Source organism: Amycolatopsis sp. NPDC003731 (assembly GCF_053586895.1).
This window is the reverse complement of sequence record NZ_JBSFNC010000018.1, coordinates 17,978-35,489: the sequence shown is the minus strand read 5'-3', so window position 1 is coordinate 35,489 and position 17,512 is coordinate 17,978. Positions and strand designations below refer to the sequence as shown.

18 protein-coding genes and 1 tRNA gene are annotated in these 17,512 nt (G+C 70.0%); 4 read left to right on the top strand and 15 right to left on the bottom strand.

The features are described from left to right. Window positions 1-54: 54 nt before the first annotated feature. Genes ACWDN5_RS10460 through ACWDN5_RS10415 form a run of 10 tightly spaced genes read right to left on the bottom strand, consistent with a single transcriptional unit; the run spans window position 55 to window position 10,363 of the window. Window positions 55-1,371, bottom strand: a complete 1,317-nt coding sequence (locus ACWDN5_RS10460) for a glutamate-1-semialdehyde 2,1-aminomutase (protein ID WP_310967841.1) — start codon at window positions 1,369-1,371, stop codon at window positions 55-57. 8 nt (window positions 1,372-1,379) lie between these two features. Next, on the bottom strand, window positions 1,380-1,928 hold the full coding sequence (gene rfbC / locus ACWDN5_RS10455) for a dTDP-4-dehydrorhamnose 3,5-epimerase (RefSeq protein WP_310967840.1): 549 nt from the start codon (window positions 1,926-1,928) through the stop codon (window positions 1,380-1,382). Next, window positions 1,925-3,109, bottom strand: coding sequence for a polysaccharide pyruvyl transferase family protein (locus tag ACWDN5_RS10450; protein ID WP_449675943.1), 1,185 nt, complete (start codon window positions 3,107-3,109; stop codon window positions 1,925-1,927). Before ACWDN5_RS10450 ends, rfbC begins: the two co-directional genes overlap by 4 nt. Next, complete coding sequence (locus ACWDN5_RS10445; protein WP_310967838.1) at window positions 3,106-4,050, bottom strand: glycosyltransferase family 2 protein; 945 nt, start codon at window positions 4,048-4,050, stop codon at window positions 3,106-3,108. Before ACWDN5_RS10445 ends, ACWDN5_RS10450 begins: the two co-directional genes overlap by 4 nt. A 7-nt stretch (window positions 4,051-4,057) precedes the next feature. After that, entirely contained in the window at window positions 4,058-5,383 is a 1,326-nt protein-coding gene (locus ACWDN5_RS10440; protein ID WP_310967837.1) for an MATE family efflux transporter, read from the bottom strand. A 5-nt stretch (window positions 5,384-5,388) separates the two neighbouring features. Continuing rightward, window positions 5,389-6,669, bottom strand: a complete 1,281-nt coding sequence (locus tag ACWDN5_RS10435) for a DUF4910 domain-containing protein (protein ID WP_449675941.1) — start codon at window positions 6,667-6,669, stop codon at window positions 5,389-5,391. Beyond that, on the bottom strand, window positions 6,669-7,688 hold the full coding sequence (locus ACWDN5_RS10430; protein ID WP_310967835.1) for an NAD-dependent epimerase/dehydratase family protein: 1,020 nt from the start codon (window positions 7,686-7,688) through the stop codon (window positions 6,669-6,671). Before ACWDN5_RS10430 ends, ACWDN5_RS10435 begins: the two co-directional genes overlap by 1 nt. Window positions 7,689-7,693: 5 nt before the next feature. Beyond that, complete coding sequence (locus ACWDN5_RS10425) at window positions 7,694-8,341, bottom strand: PIG-L deacetylase family protein (RefSeq protein WP_449675939.1); 648 nt, start codon at window positions 8,339-8,341, stop codon at window positions 7,694-7,696. Then, entirely contained in the window at window positions 8,338-9,129 is a 792-nt protein-coding gene (locus ACWDN5_RS10420; RefSeq protein ID WP_310967833.1) for a sugar phosphate nucleotidyltransferase, read from the bottom strand. The genes ACWDN5_RS10425 and ACWDN5_RS10420 overlap by 4 nt, the downstream gene beginning before the upstream one ends. A gap of 1 nt (window position 9,130) precedes the next feature. After that, on the bottom strand, window positions 9,131-10,363 hold the full coding sequence (locus tag ACWDN5_RS10415) for a class I SAM-dependent methyltransferase (protein ID WP_310967832.1): 1,233 nt from the start codon (window positions 10,361-10,363) through the stop codon (window positions 9,131-9,133). A gap of 198 nt (window positions 10,364-10,561) precedes the next feature. Here ACWDN5_RS10415 and ACWDN5_RS10410 point away from each other — a divergent pair, with 198 nt between their 5' ends. Beyond that, window positions 10,562-10,930, top strand: coding sequence for a YrdB family protein (locus ACWDN5_RS10410; protein WP_449675938.1), 369 nt, complete (start codon window positions 10,562-10,564; stop codon window positions 10,928-10,930). Window positions 10,931-10,970: 40 nt separating this feature from the next. On the opposite strand, the gene ACWDN5_RS10405 is transcribed toward ACWDN5_RS10410, so the two are convergent. Beyond that, a complete protein-coding gene (locus tag ACWDN5_RS10405) occupies window positions 10,971-11,846 on the bottom strand; it encodes an LLM class F420-dependent oxidoreductase (protein ID WP_310967830.1) in 876 nt (291 codons plus the stop codon). A 40-nt stretch (window positions 11,847-11,886) separates the two neighbouring features. Then, entirely contained in the window at window positions 11,887-12,855 is a 969-nt protein-coding gene (locus ACWDN5_RS10400; protein WP_310967829.1) for a YncE family protein, read from the bottom strand. Between the two features lie 134 nt (window positions 12,856-12,989). On the opposite strand from ACWDN5_RS10400, the gene htpX reads away from it, so the two are divergent. Continuing rightward, window positions 12,990-13,841 carry a zinc metalloprotease HtpX gene (gene htpX, locus ACWDN5_RS10395; protein WP_449675936.1) on the top strand — a complete coding sequence of 284 codons (852 nt, stop codon included), beginning with the start codon at window positions 12,990-12,992 and terminating at the stop codon, window positions 13,839-13,841. Window positions 13,842-13,864: 23 nt separating this feature from the next. Here htpX and rfbA read toward each other — a convergent pair whose 3' ends face one another. Together rfbA and ACWDN5_RS10385 are read right to left on the bottom strand one after the other, a co-directional pair. Beyond that, on the bottom strand, window positions 13,865-14,746 hold the full coding sequence (gene rfbA, locus ACWDN5_RS10390) for a glucose-1-phosphate thymidylyltransferase RfbA (protein WP_310967827.1): 882 nt from the start codon (window positions 14,744-14,746) through the stop codon (window positions 13,865-13,867). Window positions 14,747-14,797: 51 nt separating this feature from the next. Continuing rightward, complete coding sequence (locus ACWDN5_RS10385) at window positions 14,798-15,934, bottom strand: sialidase family protein (protein WP_449675934.1); 1,137 nt, start codon at window positions 15,932-15,934, stop codon at window positions 14,798-14,800. 107 nt (window positions 15,935-16,041) lie between these two features. Between ACWDN5_RS10385 and ACWDN5_RS10380 the strand changes: the two genes are divergently transcribed. After that, complete coding sequence (locus ACWDN5_RS10380) at window positions 16,042-16,704, top strand: hypothetical protein (protein ID WP_449675933.1); 663 nt, start codon at window positions 16,042-16,044, stop codon at window positions 16,702-16,704. Window positions 16,705-16,738: 34 nt separating this feature from the next. On the opposite strand, the gene ACWDN5_RS10375 is transcribed toward ACWDN5_RS10380, so the two are convergent. Next, window positions 16,739-17,230 carry a YajQ family cyclic di-GMP-binding protein gene (locus ACWDN5_RS10375; protein WP_043783765.1) on the bottom strand — a complete coding sequence of 164 codons (492 nt, stop codon included), beginning with the start codon at window positions 17,228-17,230 and terminating at the stop codon, window positions 16,739-16,741. Between the two features lie 129 nt (window positions 17,231-17,359). Between ACWDN5_RS10375 and ACWDN5_RS10370 the strand changes: the two genes are divergently transcribed. Beyond that, window positions 17,360-17,441 (top strand) — tRNA-Tyr (locus ACWDN5_RS10370). The last annotated feature ends 71 nt before the right edge of the window (window positions 17,442-17,512 follow it).

The following is a 17,512-nucleotide window of genomic DNA, read 5'->3' as shown; positions in this document are numbered from 1 at the left end:
CCTCAAGTGTCCTCATCGGACCCAACGGGTGAATCCGGCCCGTCCGTGCGGGGATCAGGCGAACTTGCGGAACACGGGCTGCACCGGACGCCCGCCCATCCACGGCGCCGGGTCGTTCGCGTCGAGGGCCTTCCGGTACACCGTGCAGGCCTGGGCGACGACGTCGATGGTCTTGTCGATGTCGGCTTCGGTGAGCGCGGCGCTGACCACGAAGGACGGTCCGAGCACCCCGCCGCCGATCAGCTCGCGCAGGAACAGCGTCCGGTACGGCTGGGACGGCTTCCCCTGCTCGTCGAGCGTGCCGAAGACCAGGTTGCTGGCCCGGCCGCGGACGACCACGTGGTCCTCGACGCCGATGCCGGCCGCCACCTCGCGGACGCCGGCGGCGAGCCGGTCGCCGAGGGCGTGCAGGCGCCCGATGACGTCTTCGTCGCGGTAGACGTCCATGACCGCCATCGCGGCGGCCAGCGAGTGGGTCTCCGCGCCGTGCGTGGTGGAGAGGAGGAACACCCGCTCCCGCTCGGTGCGCAGGCCGCCGATCTCCATCAGCTCCCGCTTGCCCGCCAGCGCCGACACCGCGAAGCCGTTGCCGAGCGCCTTGCCGAACGTCGAGAGGTCGGGCGTGACGCCGTAGAGGCCCTGCGCGCCCTGGGCGGACCACCGGAAGCCGGTGATCATCTCGTCGAAGACCAGGACGACGCCGTGCCGGGTGGTGAGTTCGCGCAGGCCCTGCAAGTACCCCGGCGGCGGTTCGACCGCCGCGGCCGCCTCCAGGATCATGCACGCGATCTCGCCCTCGTGGCGCTGCAGCAGCTCCTCCGCGGCCTGCAGGTCGCCGTACGGGAAGGACACCACCGCTTCCGTCGTCTCGTCCGGGATGCCCGCGTTCATCGGCGTGGTGCCGATGAACCAGTCGTCGGTGGAGAAGAAGGCGTGGTCGGCGCACTTGGCGACCAGCCGGCGGCCGGTGGCCGCGCGGGCCAGCCGGACCGCGGCCGTCGTCGCGTCCGAGCCGTTCTTGGTGAACTTCACCATGTCGGCCGTCGGCACGTTCTCGAGGAACCGCTCGGCGGCCTCGGCCTCGATGATCGACGGCCGGATGAAGTTGCTGCCCTTCTCCAGCTCGCCGCGCACCGCTTCGATCACCCGCGGGTGGGCGTGGCCCAGGCTGACCGCTCTCAGCCCGGCGCCGTACTCGATGTACTCGTTCCCGTCGACGTCCCAGACGTGGCCGCCGCGGCCGTGCGAGATGACCGGGGCCATCCCTTCGGGATACTGGTCCGAGCCCTTGGCGTAGGTGTGCGCACCGCCCGGGATGACCCGGTGCAGCCGCTCGTTCGCCGTCGTGGAGCGGGGCAGGTTCGTTCCCATGTCGTGGTTCACCTCGTTGGTTTCAACGCCTCTCCGAGAGAGGGCGCCCGTTCGTCCCGGTCACTGACCATTGTGACCGACAGTGGCCACGAAATGTCCAATTCAGGGTCTTTGTACGAAATCGTAATGTCCTCTTCAGGATCGTGCGCCCGATCGATACGGTACGAAACGTCAGAGGGATCGGTGAGTGACTGGAATCCGTGTGCGCAGCCCGCGGGGATGTACAAAGAAACCTGGGTATCACCGGAAAGTTCGAAGGTTTTCACATTCCGGAACGTCGGCGAATCCGGTCGGAGATCCACGACGACGTCGAAGATGGCGCCGTGGGAACACCGCACCAGCTTCGCCTCGCCGGCCCCGCCACGCAGGTGCATCCCGCGGACCACGCCTTTGCGCGAACGGGAAAGACTGTCCTGGACGAAGCCGTCCGGGTCGATTCCCACCGAGGCGACGACGTCGCGGTCGAACGTCCGGCTGAAGAAGCCGCGCTGGTCCGCGTGCGGGGTGGGTTCGAACAGATACGCACCGTCGATCTCGGGCACCGGAATCGCCTTCATCGCGCACCCCCGAAGAGGGCCGCCGAAAGGGCGGCGAACTGGTCCTTGAGCCGCTGGGCGTTCATCTCGTTCCGTTCCTGGAGCGTCTGGCGCAGTTCGGCGGAGCGGTTCTCGAGTTCGGTGAACTGCTCGACGAGCCGGTCGAAGGCGACGGTCTTCGCCCGCTGGGTGAAGCCGTCGAGGCCCATCTCCGCCATGAGGACGTCGTTCTTCGGCGCGTAGCCGATCGCCACGGTCGGTTTCGCGACCTTCAGGGCGCAGAGCACGTTGTGGTAGCGCGTGGCCACCACGCTGTCCACCGCGGCCATCTCGTGCATCAGCTCGTCCAGGGTCTCCGCCGGAGCCGCCGTCACCAGCGGGGAAGCGGTCTTCTCGATGATCTCGTCGACGACCTGCCGGTCGATCTGATCACCGATGAACAGCCGGACGGGTCTGCCCTGGTCAACGAGCCAGGCGACGAAACGGTTCATCGTGTCCACGTAGTGGCGGTAGATGCGGTCGGCCTCGGCGCGGTCGTCGTTGCCGCCGTAGTAGGCCATCACGCCGACGCCGACGGTGCCCGGCTTACCGCCGGCGGCCGGGGTGGGGAGGGAGAACGCGAGGTCGGGGTAGACCTGGTCGGCACTCGTGTCGACGCCCATGGCGCGCATGGCGTCGCGGGAGATGTCGTCGCGGTAGGAGCGGTACGCGGCCAGCCGGCCGGACCAGCGGACCAGCGTCCGGGTCGCCCGCGCGCTGATGTGGTTCGCACCCACGCAGACGAGGGCCACCTTGGTGCCGAAGAGGCGCCCGGTGGCGGAGAGGAGGAAGAGCGAATACGGGAAACCCCACGGACGCAGCGGAAGCGTCGCTTCGAGGACACCCATGCCGGGCACGATGACGACGTCCTGCTTGCGGACCCAGGCGGCCGTTCGGCCGATGTCGACCAGCTTGCCGAGTCCCTTGATGACGATCGACCGGAGGCCGGACGCCGTCTCGTACTCGGCCTGGTTCCAGTGCAGCGGCGTGGTGTCGACGCCGTACCGCGCGCGGACGATGTCCGGGCCGCCCACCAGGCCGGTCAGGACCGCGTCCGGGTACTCGGCGCGCAGGTAGCCGAGTACGGCTTCGAGGGAACCGTCGTTGCCGAGGTTCCCCGAGCCGAGCAGGCCGAACACGCCGACGCGGGGCCGACGCTTCACGCGAGCCTGCCTTCCCGGCCGGCCACGATCTCGTTGACCGTGGCGACGTCCGAGGCGGTCGGCGCGCGGTCCTCGACGCGCTCGCCGTGGCCGGAGCGGGCCCGGTTGGTCAGCCAGGCGCCGAGGTGGCCGAAGCACTCGCGCTTGTCGGCCGCCGAGATCGGCGCGCGGCGGATCAGGTCCGCGAACCCGTACACGTACTCGCCGAGCAGGCGGACGGTGGGATTCCGGAGCCGGTTCGCGCGCCGCGGGTCCAGATTCGCGCACCGGCTCCGGATGGTCGGGTTGGCCCGTTCCGCGCGGCCGGGGTGGTCGCGGCGGAAGTAGAGCAGCTCGGGCACCTGGTGGAACGGGCCGTGCAGGGCCATCTCGGCCGAGTACGTCCGGTCGGCGTGGTGGTAGCTGTCGAGCGGCTTGACGCGGCGGAGGACGTCGGCGCGGATGACGCCGTAGAAGTCGTCGCCGCCCGGCTCGAACAGGATGCTGCGGAAGCGGTCCGGCGCGTGCGGGGACGCCGTGTCCAGCGTGTACTGCAGCGGCTGGACGATGCGGCCGTCGCCGTCGATGATCGCCTGGTCGCAGTGGGCCAGGATGATGTCCGGGCGCTCGTCGAGGGCTTCGATGCACCGCTTGAGCAGGTCGCGGGCATACAGGTCGTCGTGGGAGACCCACTTGAAGAGCTCGGTGCGGGAGACGTCGAACACGAAGTTGTGGTTCGGCGTCGCGCCGATGTTCTTCGGCTGGCGGACGTAGCGGATCCGCGAGTCCTTCTCGGCGTAGCGGCGGCAGATCTCGTCGGTGCCGTCGGTGGAGGCGTTGTCCGAGATGATCAGCTCGAAGTCTTCGTAGGTCTGGCCGAGCAGGGCGTCCAGCGACTCGGCGAGGTACTCCTCGCCGTTGTACACCGGGAGGCCGAGGCTCAGCCGCGGGACGGTGGTCATGGAGTCCTCATTCCTTGATCGGCTCTTTGATCGGCTCGAACACCACGGTGGGCTCGTCGGCCCCCGGCGGCACGTACTCGCGCAGCCCGGCCCGCAGCTGGAACCACCAGACGACGGATCCGCTGAGGGTGGCCGTCGCGACGCCCCACGCGGACCCGGACGCGCCGCCGAGGAACGCGCCGGCGATGCCGAAGGTGACGTAGAACAGGGACGCGACCAGCTGCGAGCGCAGGCTCCGCTTGGCCGCGCCGAGGGCGCGCAGGCCGGCGGCCGCGCCCGTGGCGAAGCTCGCGCCGACGACGGCGAGGGTCACCGGGAGGATCAGCGGGGACGACGAGTCCCAGACCGAACCCATCACCCAGCGGCCGGCGCTGTCGGGCACGAGGAGGAGCAGGCCGAGGCCCCAGCACAGGGCGGCGCCCGCTTGGCCGCCGCCGAGGATCATGCAGAAGTGCTTCAGCCGGTGCGGCGCCCGCTGAAGCACCCGTGCGCCCTCGGCGACGGTGACCAGGGACAGCCCCATGAGCAGGGCCAGGAACGGGCCGAGGAGCTGCTCGGCGCCGCGGACCGCGCCGACGGCCGTGATCCCGGCGATGGCGCCGAGGCCGTACGCGCGCAGCTGCGAGGCGCCGCTGTTGCTGACGTTCTCGACGAGGTACCGGACGCTGAGGTCGCGCTGCGTCCGGAGCCAGCCGAGCATCTCGCGCGGGTGCGGGAGGATCCTCGTCTGGAACCCGCCGTACAGGGCCGCGACCGCGCCGGACAGGCCCCAGGCCAGCACGAACGCGACCACCGTGTGGATCTGGGCGGCGACGTAGAGCGCCGGGATCAGGGCCACGCCCCACACGCAGTCGTTGACGAACGCCTTCTTGCCCGCGCCGCGCGCGAAGAACGCGAAGCGCCAGGCGTCCTGGAGGAGCAGGCCCGGCAGCACCACGGCGAGGGCGACGAACGCGTTGCCGAGCGGGCCGCCCGCGGCCAGGCCGGCCACGAGACTGACCAGGCCGGTCGCGCAGCCGACGCCGATCGCGGTGCCCGACGCGCTCGCCACCCCGACCCGCCACCGGTCCTCCGGGACGGCGCTGAAGCGCACCATCAGGGGGTCGGTGGCCAGGCCGCGGGAGACGTTGAGCACCACGCCGTAGGTGACCCAGGCGAGGCTGAAGATGCCGAACGCGAACGTGCCGAGCGAGCGGGCCACGTACAGCCCGACGGCGAAGTTGGTCAGGCTGGACACGGCCTGGTCGCCGAGGCCCCAGCTCAACCGTCCGGCCATCGCGCGAACCGCGCCCGACCGGAAGATCGAGCGCGGGGTACGGCGATGGTTGGCCACGTCGCTCACTCCTTGACCAGGCCGGCGTCGTGGAGCGCCCGGGCCGCGACGTCGACGATGTCGAAGGGCAGGCCGGCGCGCTCGGCGATGTCGAGCAGGCTGTGCGAACCGTCGGAGAGGTTGAGCACCCACAGCATCGCCATCTGGGCCTGCTTGGCGTCGCTGCGGCCGCCGAGCGAGTCGTACAGCCCGCGCTTGCCGAGCTGGGGCTCGCCGTACGGGCTTAGATTCACGTACCGGCGGTTGCGGTCCAGGACGCCGAAGGCGTCGAGAAGCGCGCTGAGGGTGTCCTCCATGGCCGCGGGCGACACGAAACTCGGGTTGTCCGCCGAGGTGTGGTACTCCGGGTAGCCCGCGTACGGCGTGCGCGTCAGGGAGCCGACGCCGAGGTTGAAGCCCGGCGAGCAGAACTGGCGCTCGTCGTAGCCGTACGGCGAGAAGTCGACGACCCGGTGCTCCCGCGATCGCAGGACGTGCTGCACGACGCGGTCGATCTCGGCGTCGTCGCGGCGGGACTTCTTGTACGTCAGCGACCCCGGGTCGCCCGCGCACGCCAGCACGAGGCCGTGCCGGACCTTGTCGATCCGGGAAGCGTTGCGCGCCAGCCAGGTGATCGAGCCGATCGTGCCCGGCATGAACAGGAACCGGTAGGTGTAGTGGGGCTGGGAGAGAGCCAGCTGCTGGGCCAGCGAGATGGCCACCGCGATGCCGGCGAGGTTGTCGTTCGCCAGCGACGGGTGGCACACGTGGCAGGACACGATGACCTCGTCGGTGACGCGGCCGGGCACGACGTGCTCGGCGTAGGTCAGCGAGCCGTCGGCCAGCGTCGAGTCGATGACGACGTCGTATTCGCCGTCGGGGAGCGCGTCGAGCTTCTCCTGCGCGAGGCAGAATCCCCAGGCCGGGGCGTAATAGCTGGTCCGGTAGGGCACCCACGACGGCTGGTCCGGCAGCGTGTGCAGGTGCTCCCGCAGCTCGCTCAGCGGCATCCGCTGCCGCACCGGGACGCTGTACCCGACGACGTGCAGGTTCAGCTCCTGGAAGTCGATCACGCGCTCGCCCGAAGGCGCGGCGACGTAGGCGTCCCGGATGTTCCACTCCTGCGGGATCGTCCAGTCCAGCACCGCGGTGCCGGTCGGGACCTCGTGCCGCTCCAGCGCGATGTGCTCGCCGATGATGTCCAAGGTCTGCCGCACGCCGTCGCCGGTGATGCTGCGGCAGATCGGGTACAGCCGCTCGACCAGGGCGTGCAGCTCCGCCCCGGTCCGCAGCTGCGGGCCCGCCACTACTTCCGCCGCAGGGTGGTGTCGACGCGGCCGGCTTCGCCCTCGCTCTTCAGCCAGGCGAGCCGGGTGAACAGCTGCTGGAACGACTCGCGGGTCAGCCCGAACTTGCGGTAGGCCTCGATGAGCTCGACGGCGCCGTCCTTGACCGACCAGTCGCAGGCGAAGCCGGGGACCGCCGCGCGGAAGCGCGAGAAGTCGACCCGGTAGGAGCGCGGGTCGGCGCCCGCCTCGCCGGTGATGTTCAGCGTCGAACCCGGCACGGCCTCGACGACCTCCTGGGCGATCTCGGCGACCGTGACGTTGTTCTCCTCGGTGCCGATGTTGAAGGCCTTGTTGTGCACGGCCTCCTTCGGCGCGGACAACGCAGCCGCGAACGCGCGCGCGATGTCCTGGGCGTGCACCAGCGGGCGCCACGGCGTGCCGTCCGAGAGCACCAGCACCTCGCCGGACAGGTGGGCGTGCGCGGTCAGGTTGTTCAGCACGATGTCGCCGCGCAGGCGGGGCGAGTAGCCGAACGCGGTCGCGTTGCGCATGTACACCGGCGTGAAGTCGTCGTCGGCGAGCTCGTGGACGTCGGCCTCGACACGCACCTTCGACTCCGCGTACGGCGTCACCGGGCGCAGCGGGGCGTCCTCGTCGACGAGGTTGTCGCCGCCCGCGCCGTACACCGAGCAGGTCGACGCGTAGATGTACCGCTTGACGCCCGCGTCCTTCGCCAGCTTCGCGAGCTTCACCGACGCGTGGTGGTTGATGTCGTAGGTCAGCTCCGGCGCGAGCGAGCCCAGCGGGTCGTTCGACAGCGCGGCCAGGTGGATCACGGCGTCGAAGCCTTCGACGTGCGAAGCCGTGACGTCCCGCAGGTCGACGACGTGCCCGGCCGGGTCGGCGGGGGCGGGCCCGAGCAGGCAGTCCTCGAACAGCCCGGAGTCCAGGCCGGTGACTTCGTGGCCGGCGGCGGCGAGCACCGGGGCCATCACCGTCCCCAGGTAGCCCTTGTGCCCCGTCAGCAACACCCGCATCGGATTCAGCCCTTCAGATCGAGAGTGAGTTTCTTGACGAAAAACGCTTCGGCGTACTTCGCGGCGGCTTCGATCCCGCGGATCCGGGCCAGCCCCAGAAACGCCTCGCGGTCGTACCAGGGCCGGTGCCGCTGCGAGGCGTAGTGCGCCTGCAGCAGCCGGACCTTCTCCTCCGCGAGCTCGTCGGACAGCGGCTGGTACACCGACGGGCGGCCGAGGTCGCCGTCCCACTTGACGATCTCGTAGCCGAGCGTCAGGTGGTCGCGGAACGCCGTCGGCACCAGCTTCGCCAGCCCGCGGTGGTCCTGGTGCGCGTCGTCGGTGCGCGGCGCCAGGATGACGTCCGGGTCGGTCCGCCGCCGCAGGTCTTCGAGGGCGTTCTTGGCCTCTTCCCAGTGGGCCGGGAAGCGCCCGTCCCGCAGCTTCAGCACCGTGACGTCGACGTCCGCGCCGGGGCAGAACGCCGCCAGCGCGGCCCGCTCCTCGTCCTCGCGGTCGGTGCCGCCGCCGGAGAGGACCAGGGCGTCGACCCGCAGGCCGGGCCGGGAGGAACACAGCGTCAGCAGCGTGCCGCCGGCGCCGATCGCGATGTCGTCGCAGTGCGCACCGAGTGCGACGACGCTGCCGAGCCGATCCGGTCGGAGCCCGATCACGCGGTGCTCGCGGCCGGGCGCTCCCACAGCGCCCAGGGGCGGTCGCCGTGGCTGTAGGCGTAGTCCAGCGCCGCCCGCTCCTTGACCGTGTCGGTCGGCTTCCAGAACCCGCGGTACGGGTAGGCCAGCAGACGGCCCTGCTTGGCCAGCTCGGCGCAGCCGTCGGCGACCAGGTCGCCGTTCTCGGGAATGTGGTCGAACACGTCCTGCCGCAGCACGAAGTAGCCGCCGTTCTCCCACAGCGGCATTTCGCTCACCGCGGTGATCGAGCCGACCATGCCGCCTTCGTCCATTTCGACGCAGTGGAACGACGACTGCGGCGGGACGACCATCATCGACGCGCCCGCGTCCGACTTCTCGAAGCGCTCGATCATCTCGGGCAGCGGCACGTCGGACAGGACGTCGGCGTAGTTCGCGAGGAACATCTCGTCGCCGTCGAGGTGGTCACGCACCCGCCGCAGCCGCTCGCCGATCGGCGACTCGATCCCGGTCTGCACGAAGGTGATCGTCCAGTCCGCGATGTCGGTCGAAAGCAGCTCGGCCTTGCCGCCCCGGAGGATGAAATCGTTCGAAATCGTTTCCTCGTAGGACAGGAAGAAGTTCTTGATGTGCGCCGCGCCGTAGCCGAGGCACAGGATGAATTCGGTGTGGCCGAAATGCGCGTAGTACCGCATGACGTGCCAGATGAGCGGTCTCGGACCGACCATCGCCATCGGCTTCGGGACGTCGTCGGCCGCGCCGTTGCGCATCCGCATCCCGTAGCCACCGCAGAAGAGGACGACCTTCACTTCACTGCACCTCGACGATTTCCAGGTGGGGGATCGGGAACACGAGCTTGCCGCCCCAGGACCCGATGTGGGAGAGCTGTTCGGTCAGTTCCTCCCGGAGGTTCCACGGGAGGACGAGCACGTAGTCCGGCCGGTCCGCGTCGATCCGTTCCGGGGGCAGCACCGGGATGCGCGTGCCCGGGGTGAAGCGCCCGTGCTTGTACGGGTTGCGGTCGACCGTGTACTGCAGCAGGTCCGTCCGGATGCCGCAGTGGTTCAGCAGGGTGTTGCCCTTGCCCGGGGCGCCGTAGCCGACGACGGTCTTCCCGTCGTTGCGCGCCTCGATGAGGAACTTCAGCAGGTCCAGCCGCACGCGGGTGACGCGCTCGGCGAACTCGGTGTACCCGGACAGCTCGTGCAGCCCGGCGGCCTTTTCGCGCTCCAGCACGTCGGTCATCCGCTCGCTGGGCTCGCCCGCGACACCGTCGGGGCGCGCCCAAAGCCGGATCGACCCGCCGTGCGTCGGCAGCAGCTCGACGTCGACCACGGTCAGCCCGCCGGTCGCGAGGGCGCGGCGCGCGGATTCGACCGTGTAGTACTGGAAGTGCTCGTGGTAGATCGTGTCGTACTGGTTCTTTTCGATCAGCGTGAGCAGGTGCTGGACCTCGATGGAGACCCAGCCGTCGTCGGCGACGAGCGCCCGCAGGCCCTTCGTGAAGCCGAGGACGTCGGGGATGTGCGCGTAGACGTTGTTCGCGGCGACGAGGTCCGCCGGCCCGTGCTCCTCGCGCACCTTCAGGCCGGTTTCCTCGGAGAGGAAGGCCGTCAGGGTGGGCACGCCGGCGTCGCGCGCCGCCTGCCCGACGTTCACCGAAGGTTCCACGCCCAGACACCGGATCCCGTGCCCGACGACGTGCTGGAGCAGGTACCCGTCGTTGCTCGCCACCTCGACGACGAACGACTTCTCGCCGAGCCCGAGCCGCTCGACCGCGCCGTCGACGAACCGCTTCGCGTGCTCGACCCACGACGTCGAGAAGGACGAGAAGTACGCGTACTCGGTGAAGGTGTCGTCGGGGTCGATCAGCGGCGGGATCTGGGCGAGCCAGCAGTCGGTGCAGACCTTCAGGTGCAGCGGGAAGGTGGCTTCCGGTTCGTCGAGCTGCTCCGCCGGCAAAAATCGCTCACACGGGGGAGTCGCGCCGAGGTCGACGACACTGGCCGTGTTTGTCGAACCGCAGAGTCGACATGTGGTCATCTACCAGGCTCCTTGGCTCGCGGTCGCGATGTGCACCCAACACGTCGACCGGCGCCGGGAGGTCGTTACAGCGACGCGGGAGCCGCTGGTGGACCGATTCGGAACCGCAACCTGAACGGCCGGACTGTGGCCGGAATCACGAACCGTACCCGGCCGGACCCGTAACGTCCACAGTGGACGTGCTCCTAGGCTGGCCGGATGACATCGGAGTCCACCCCCCGCCTGAGCGGGTTCTCGGGCGTGGTGCTGACGGCCCGCTTCCTCACCGAGCTGATGCTGCTGGGCGGGCTGGCCCTGGCGGGCACCCAGCTCGGCAGCGGGGTCGCGCTGGCGATCGTCGACGCGGTCCTGCTGCCGGTGGCGGCCGCCGCGCTCTGGGGTCTCTTCCTGGCGCCGCGGGCGCGCCGCCGCCTGCCGGAACCGGCCCGCTTCCTGCTGGAACTCGCCCTCTTCGGGGTCACCGGCGTGGTGCTCGCGCTGGTGGGCTGGCTGATCACCGGGATCGTGGTGGCGGTGACCGGGATCGGCGTCGCGGCCCTCACCCGGGTCGTCGCCAAGGACGGCTGAGCCCTCCCCGCCGGGTGGCGGAGAGGGCTCAGGACGACGGTCAGGAGATCTTCGCCGCCGCCGGGATGACGTCGGTGGCGAACTTCTCCAGGATCTCCGGCCGGTGGACGTGCGGGACCATGCCCAGCGCCACGTGGATGCCCAGGCCGTTCAGCCGCTCCAGCTCGGCCAGCAGCTCGCCGGATTTCTCACCGTTCTCGCCGATGTCGAGGATGTGGTAGACGGTCTTGGTGATCGAGTCGTAGTCGCGGCCCTCGTTCTCGCAGTGCTGCCGCAGCACGTCGAGCTTGCGCTCCAGCTCCGGCCCGTTGAACAGGTTGCACTGGTCGGCGTACTTCGCGACCAGCCGCAGCGTCTTCTTCTCCCCGCCGCCGCCGATCATGATCGGCGGCCGCGGCTCCGACAGCGCCTGGGGAACGTTCAGCAGCCGTTCGGCGTCGAAGTGCTTGCTCTTGAACGGCGCGTCACCGTCGGCCCACATCTGCAGCACGTACTGGAGGTTCTCCTCCAGCAGCTCGAAGCGCTCGGCCACGGACGGGAACGGGAAGCCGAGCCCGCGGGACTCCTCCTCGTTCCAGCCCGCGCCGATGCCAAGGATCGCGCGGCCGCCGGAGAGCACGTCCAGCGTCGTGATCGCCTTGGCCAGCAGGCCGGGGTGCCGGTAGAGGACCCCGGTGACGACGGTGAGCAGCTTGGCGCGCTCGGTGTGCGCCGCGATGAAGCCGAGGGTCGTGTACGCCTCGAGCATGTCGTTTTCGGTCGGGCCGACGCCGCCGATCTGGAAGAAGTGGTCCATCACGGCGATGGAGCCGAAGCCGGCCCGGTCGGCGGCGCGGACGACGGCGGCCAGGTCGGCGCCCAGCGCGGACGCCCCGTTCGGCCAGGTGAAGTCGGGGATCTGCAGTCCGAGTTCCATGTCCGCCGACCGTATACCTGGAGTTGCCCCAGCTGGGCGGTCAGAAGTCGCGGACCAGGAAGAGGCGCCCGTGCAGGGGGTCGGTGACCCACACGGTGCGTGACCGCTGGTCGACCGCGACGTCGCCGGGGTTGACGCCCAGTGACAGCTCGCCGCTCAGCGTGCCCGCCGTGCCGTCGACGCGGGTGAGCCCGTTCTGGCCGCCGTTCGTGTACACCGTGTTCGTGCCCTGGTGCACGGCCAGCGCGGAGGATTCGCTGCGCAGCAGCACGGTCTTGCGCTCGGTGCGGGTCGCGGCGTCCACAATGGACATGTGGTGGATGCCGGAGTTCGCGACGTAGACCGTGCCGCTCGCCTGGTGCACGGCGACGCCGGTCGGGTTGCGCCCGACCTGCACCGAGGCGACGAACCGCCCGCTGTCGATCGAGAAGACCTCGACCGAATCGGAGGCGGTGCTCGCGCAGTAGGCCAGCTTGCGGCCGGAGTCGACGCCGATCCCGGCGAAGCCCGGCTTCGGGCCCGGCACGAGCGCGGCGAGCGTGCAGCTGACGCCGTCGAGCACGGCGAGCGTGCCGGTGGTGCCGCTGGCCGCGTAGACGCGGTTGGCCTCCTCGTCGACCGCCAGCGCCGACGCGCCGGCGCCCGCGCCGATCACGCTCACCAGGTCGTGCGTCCGGCTGTCCAGCACCACGACCGTGCCCGCCGGCGGGTTCGCGACGTAGATCCGGCCGGCCGCCGGGTCGGCCGCGACGTCGCCGGGCTCGCCGCCGACGTGGATCACGTCGACGACCGACACCCGGCGCGGATCCACCACGGAGACCGTCCCGGCCTGGGCGTCGGTGACGTACCCGAGGCCGGTGACCGGGTTCACCGCGACCCTGGCCGGCGCCCCGCCGAGGTCGAGGGACCGGACGTCCTCCGCGCGGGCCGTCCCGGGCAGGACGAGGGCGCCGGCACCCGCCGTGACCAGGGCGAACAGTGCTCGCCGGGGTAGCCGCGCACCGCCCATCGGCGCCTCCGCTCCTGATCATCTCGCCGTGCGAGCGTAACCCGCGGGATCGCCATGTGAAGGAACTTCGCGTCCCCCGATCGCGTTGTTTCCACTGGGTAACCCACTTCCAGAGCGGACGGAGGCGAGCGGACGTGCACGGGCACCAGAACGGACTCAAGACGGCATTGCTGCTCGGCCTGCTGTCGGCGATCATCGTCGCGCTCAGCGGGTTCTTCGGCCGGGGCGCGCTGGTCATCGGGCTGGTCGTGGCCCTGGGGATGAACGCGTTCGCCTACTTCAGCTCCGACAAGCTGGCGCTGCGCGCGATGCGGGCGCGGCCGGTGTCCGAGGTCGAGCAGCCCGCGATGTACCGGATCGTGCGCGAGCTCGCGCAGGTCGCCCGGCAGCCGATGCCGCAGCTCTACATCAGCCCGACGGTCGCGCCGAACGCGTTCGCGACCGGCCGCAACCCGCGGCACGCGGCGGTGTGCTGCACCACCGGCATCCTCGAGCTGCTCGACGAGCGCGAGCTGCGGGCGGTGCTCGGCCACGAGCTGTCGCACGTCTACAACCGCGACATCCTGATCTCGTGCGTGGCCGGCGCGCTGGCCAGCGTGATCAGCGTGCTCGCAAACATCGCGCTGTTCTTCGGCGGCAACAACCGCGACGGGAACCCCCTGCTCAGCCTCCTGCTGATCTTCGTCGGCCCGATCGCGGCGGCCGTCATACGGATGGGTGTCAGCCGGTCGAGGGAGTACCAGGCCGACGCGTCGGGTGCCCGGCTGACCGGCGACCCGCTGGGGCTGGCCTCGGCGCTGCGGAAGCTGGACGCCGGCACCCGGGCGAAGCCGCTGGTGGCCGAGCCGCAGCTGGTGTCGCAGTCGCACCTGATGATCGCGAACCCGTTCCGCCCGGGCGAGGGGCTGAGCAAGCTGTTCTCGACGCACCCGCCGATCGCCGACCGGATCGCGCGGCTGGAGGAGATGGCGCGCCGGCCGTTCTGAGCCTTCCGTCCTCTGTGGACCGGCTAGACCGACGCTCCCGCCGCTACGGCGACTGCCTTGACGTAGTCGCCGTAGCCGGACTTCGCCAGCTTCGCACCCAGCGCGTAGCACTCGTCGGCGTCGATGAAGCCCATGCGCAGCGCGATCTCCTCGAGGCAGGCGATGCGCACGCCCGTCCGGTGCTCCAGGACCTGCACGAACTGGCCGGCTTCGAGCAGCGAGTCGTGCGTGCCGGTGTCGAGCCAGGCGAAGCCGCGGCTGAGCTCGACGAGCGTGGCGCGGTCCTTCCGCAGGTAGGTCAGGTTGACGTCGGTGATTTCCAGCTCACCGCGCGCCGACGGCTTCAGCGCGCCGGCGATGTCGACGACCTCGTTGTCGTAGAAGTACAGGCCGGTGATCGCCTGGTTGGAGCGCGGCTTCAGCGGCTTCTCCTCGATGGTGATCAGCTTGCCCGCGTCGTCGACCTCGCCGACGCCGTAGCGCTCGGGGTCCTTGACCGGGTAGCCGAACAGGACGCAGCCGTCGAGCTCGCGCACGGCCTGCTGGAGGCGGCTCGAGAAGCCCTGGCCGTAGAAGATGTTGTCGCCGAGGACCAGCGCCACGTCGTCGTCGCCGATGAAGTCCGCGCCGATCACGAAGGCCTCGGCCAGGCCGTTCGGGCTCGGCTGCTCGGCGTAGGAGAAGGAGACGCCGAACTGGTCGCCGTTGCCCAGCAGCCTGCGGAACATCGGCAGGTCGGTGGGGGTGGAGATGACGAGGATCTCGCGGATCCCGGCCAGCATCAGCACCGAGATGGGGTAGTAGACCATCGGCTTGTCGTAGACCGGCAGCAGCTGCTTGGACACCGCCTGGGTGATCGGGTGCAGACGTGTCCCGCTGCCTCCGGCCAGCACGATCCCCTTCATGGACTGCCTCCCTTTCCCGTGGCCGCGACCCGACCACCCTACGGGCCGTCGCTAGAAGGCGGATCCTTTACCGAAGTAGGCCTTGCAGCCGGCGTTGTCCTCGGTGGCGATTTCCAGCACGTTCCGGTCGTCGTCGACCGGCAGCAGCGTCGAGGAGTAGTTGGGGCAGAAGTTGTTCCAGATCCTGCTGATGTGCACGGGAGCGGGCAGTTCGTACCAGTGACCAGCGCCGAAGTCGTCGTTGGCCAGCAGGACCTGGCCGTTCTGCGGCTGCGGCACGCCCTTGGCGTTCGTGTAGATCTGCCCGACCATGACGATCCTCACGCCGTTCGGGCCGCCGGGGAACAGCGTGATGGTTTGCGCATGCTGGAAGTAATTGCCGGTGGCCGTGTCGACGCGGGTGCCCGGATCGGCGGGGTCGCCCCAGTTGGCGCCGTCGACGGAAATCTTGAAGTACGGGTCGCAGTAGCGGTCGCGGAAGTTGCAGATCTCGTAGGCGAAGTAGTAGCGGCTGTCGGGCAGCCGCCGGATGATCGGCATCCCCGGGCGCACGCGGTCGGGCGGGATCGCCATGGTGAGCTGCTTGGTGCCCCAGTTCACGCCGTCGGTCGAAGCGACCCGGTTGAGCACCTGGGCGTACTTCGGCGCCTGCGTCTCGTCGGCGAAGTGGAGCCAGAGCGTGCCACCCGCGTCGACGGTGAACTCGGGCTCCCAGATGCCGTCGATGTTGTGCGACCGCGCGGCCTCGGACAGGAAGCTCCACGAGCGGCCGCCGTCCTTGCTGGCCCAGACGCGGATCCCGATGCGGCGCCGCGGCCCGGCGTCCTGCCGGTAGGAGGCGGCCCACAGCAGCGTGCCCGCGCGGAGCCGGCCGACGCGCTCGGGCAGTTCGTAGACGGTGCCGCAGCACATGCCGGACCGGCCTTCGGGGTCGTGGATCGCGCCGATCTCGTGGAACGACTCGCCTTCGTCGGTGCTCTCCAGCACGGGCGTGTACTTGCCGTCGGCGTCTTCGCTGGTCAGAGTGGCGATGATGCGCCCGTTCCCCAGCCGGATCAGCCGCGGATAGGCGCCGAAGCCGGGGACGAGCTGCTGGCGTTCGGCGGCGCTCGCGGGCGTCAGCAGCGAGGCGACGGCGGCGAGCGTCAGCAGGAAGACCAGCGAACGGCGCAACTCGACCCCCTCCACGCGGTGACCGCGCGATTACAACACGGGTGGGCGACGGTCACCCGGCGCATTCACGCGTTCGGGTAACGCTCCCGTCCCCGGGGCCGAAAGATCACCGAGGGGGAAACATGAAGATCCGGCTGGGTGTGCTGCTGCTCTTGGTGCTGACGTCGGCGTGCGCGCCGGCGACCGGCTACGGCGAGATCGTCGATCCGGTTGCTTCCCCGTCGTCTCCCGCGCCGTTGTCCACTGCGCCCGCGGAGCCGCGTGACGTGCCTCCGGAGACGCACACGGGCACGGAGAGCGGCGAGTTCCAGACGACGTGGCCGGCGGACCAGGTGGGCTTCTTCACGTTCGAGTGCCCGAAGTGCACGTCCAACGTGATCGTCGACACGGACGGCGGCGACCACGGCCTGGTCAACGCGATCGGCGCGTACAAGGGCACGACGTGGATGAACACGGACCCGCGCACCCCGGTGAAGCGCGTGACGGTCCACGCGAACGCCCCCTGGACGGCGACGATCGCGGACCACCGGAGCGTGCCGACGGCGGAGGCGGGCAAGGAGACGCCGGGTAAGGGCGACGCGGTGGTCCGCCTGCCGGCGGGCGTGGCTCACGTGCGGTTCACGGCGAAGACGCGCGGCGCCATCGGGCTGTGGGTGATGTCGCCGGAGGACCGCGACCTGATCCTCAACCAGATCGGCGACCTGCAGGTGGAGCGGGACGTCCGCGGGCCGGTGTACCTGCAGGTGGGGGGCTACGAGGCGAGCTGGACGCTGACGCCGTCGTGAGCGGGCACCCGGCGACCGGGTGCCCGCGGCGGCGTCACCGGTAGTTGGTGAACTGCAGCGCGATCTCGAAGTCCTTGCCCTTGAGCAAGGCGATCACGTCCTGCAGCTGGTCCTTCTTCTTGCCCGACACTCGCAGCTGGTCGCCCTGGATCTGGGCCTGGACGCCCTTGGGGCCCTCGTCGCGGATGAACTTGGCGATCTGCTTCGCCTTGTCCGAGGCGATGCCCTGGAGGATCTTGCCGGAGATCTTGTAGATCTTGCCCGACAGCGCCGGCTCGCCGGCTTCGAAGGCCTTCAGGGAGATGTTGCGCTTGATCAGCTTCTCCTTGAACACCTCGACCGCGGCCAGGGCGCGCTCCTCGGTCTCGGACTCGATCGTGAGCGCCTCCTCGCCGGCCCAGTTGATCGTCGTGCCGGTGCCGCGGAAGTCGAACCGGGTGCCCAGCTCCTTGCTCGCCTGGTTGAGCGCGTTGTCCACCTCCTGGCGGTCGACCTTGCTCACGACGTCGAAAGAGGGATCCGCCACGTGTCCTCACACCTCGTACTCGCTTGTCAGGGGGCACCCAGCCTAGCCCCTGTCACCCGACGGGTATCCCGGTTGACCCCTGCTCCGGAGCGTTGGGTAAGCTTTCCCCCGGCCGGTGCGACCGGCCTTGGCGGGTTACCCGAGTGGCCAAAGGGGACTGGCTGTAAACCAGTTGGCATTGCCTACGGGGGTTCGAATCCCTCACCCGCCACCCTCAGCGAGCGGCCCCATGGCGAAAGTCATGGGGCCGCTTCGCGTAGGTGGGTGCCACGCGGACGGGCT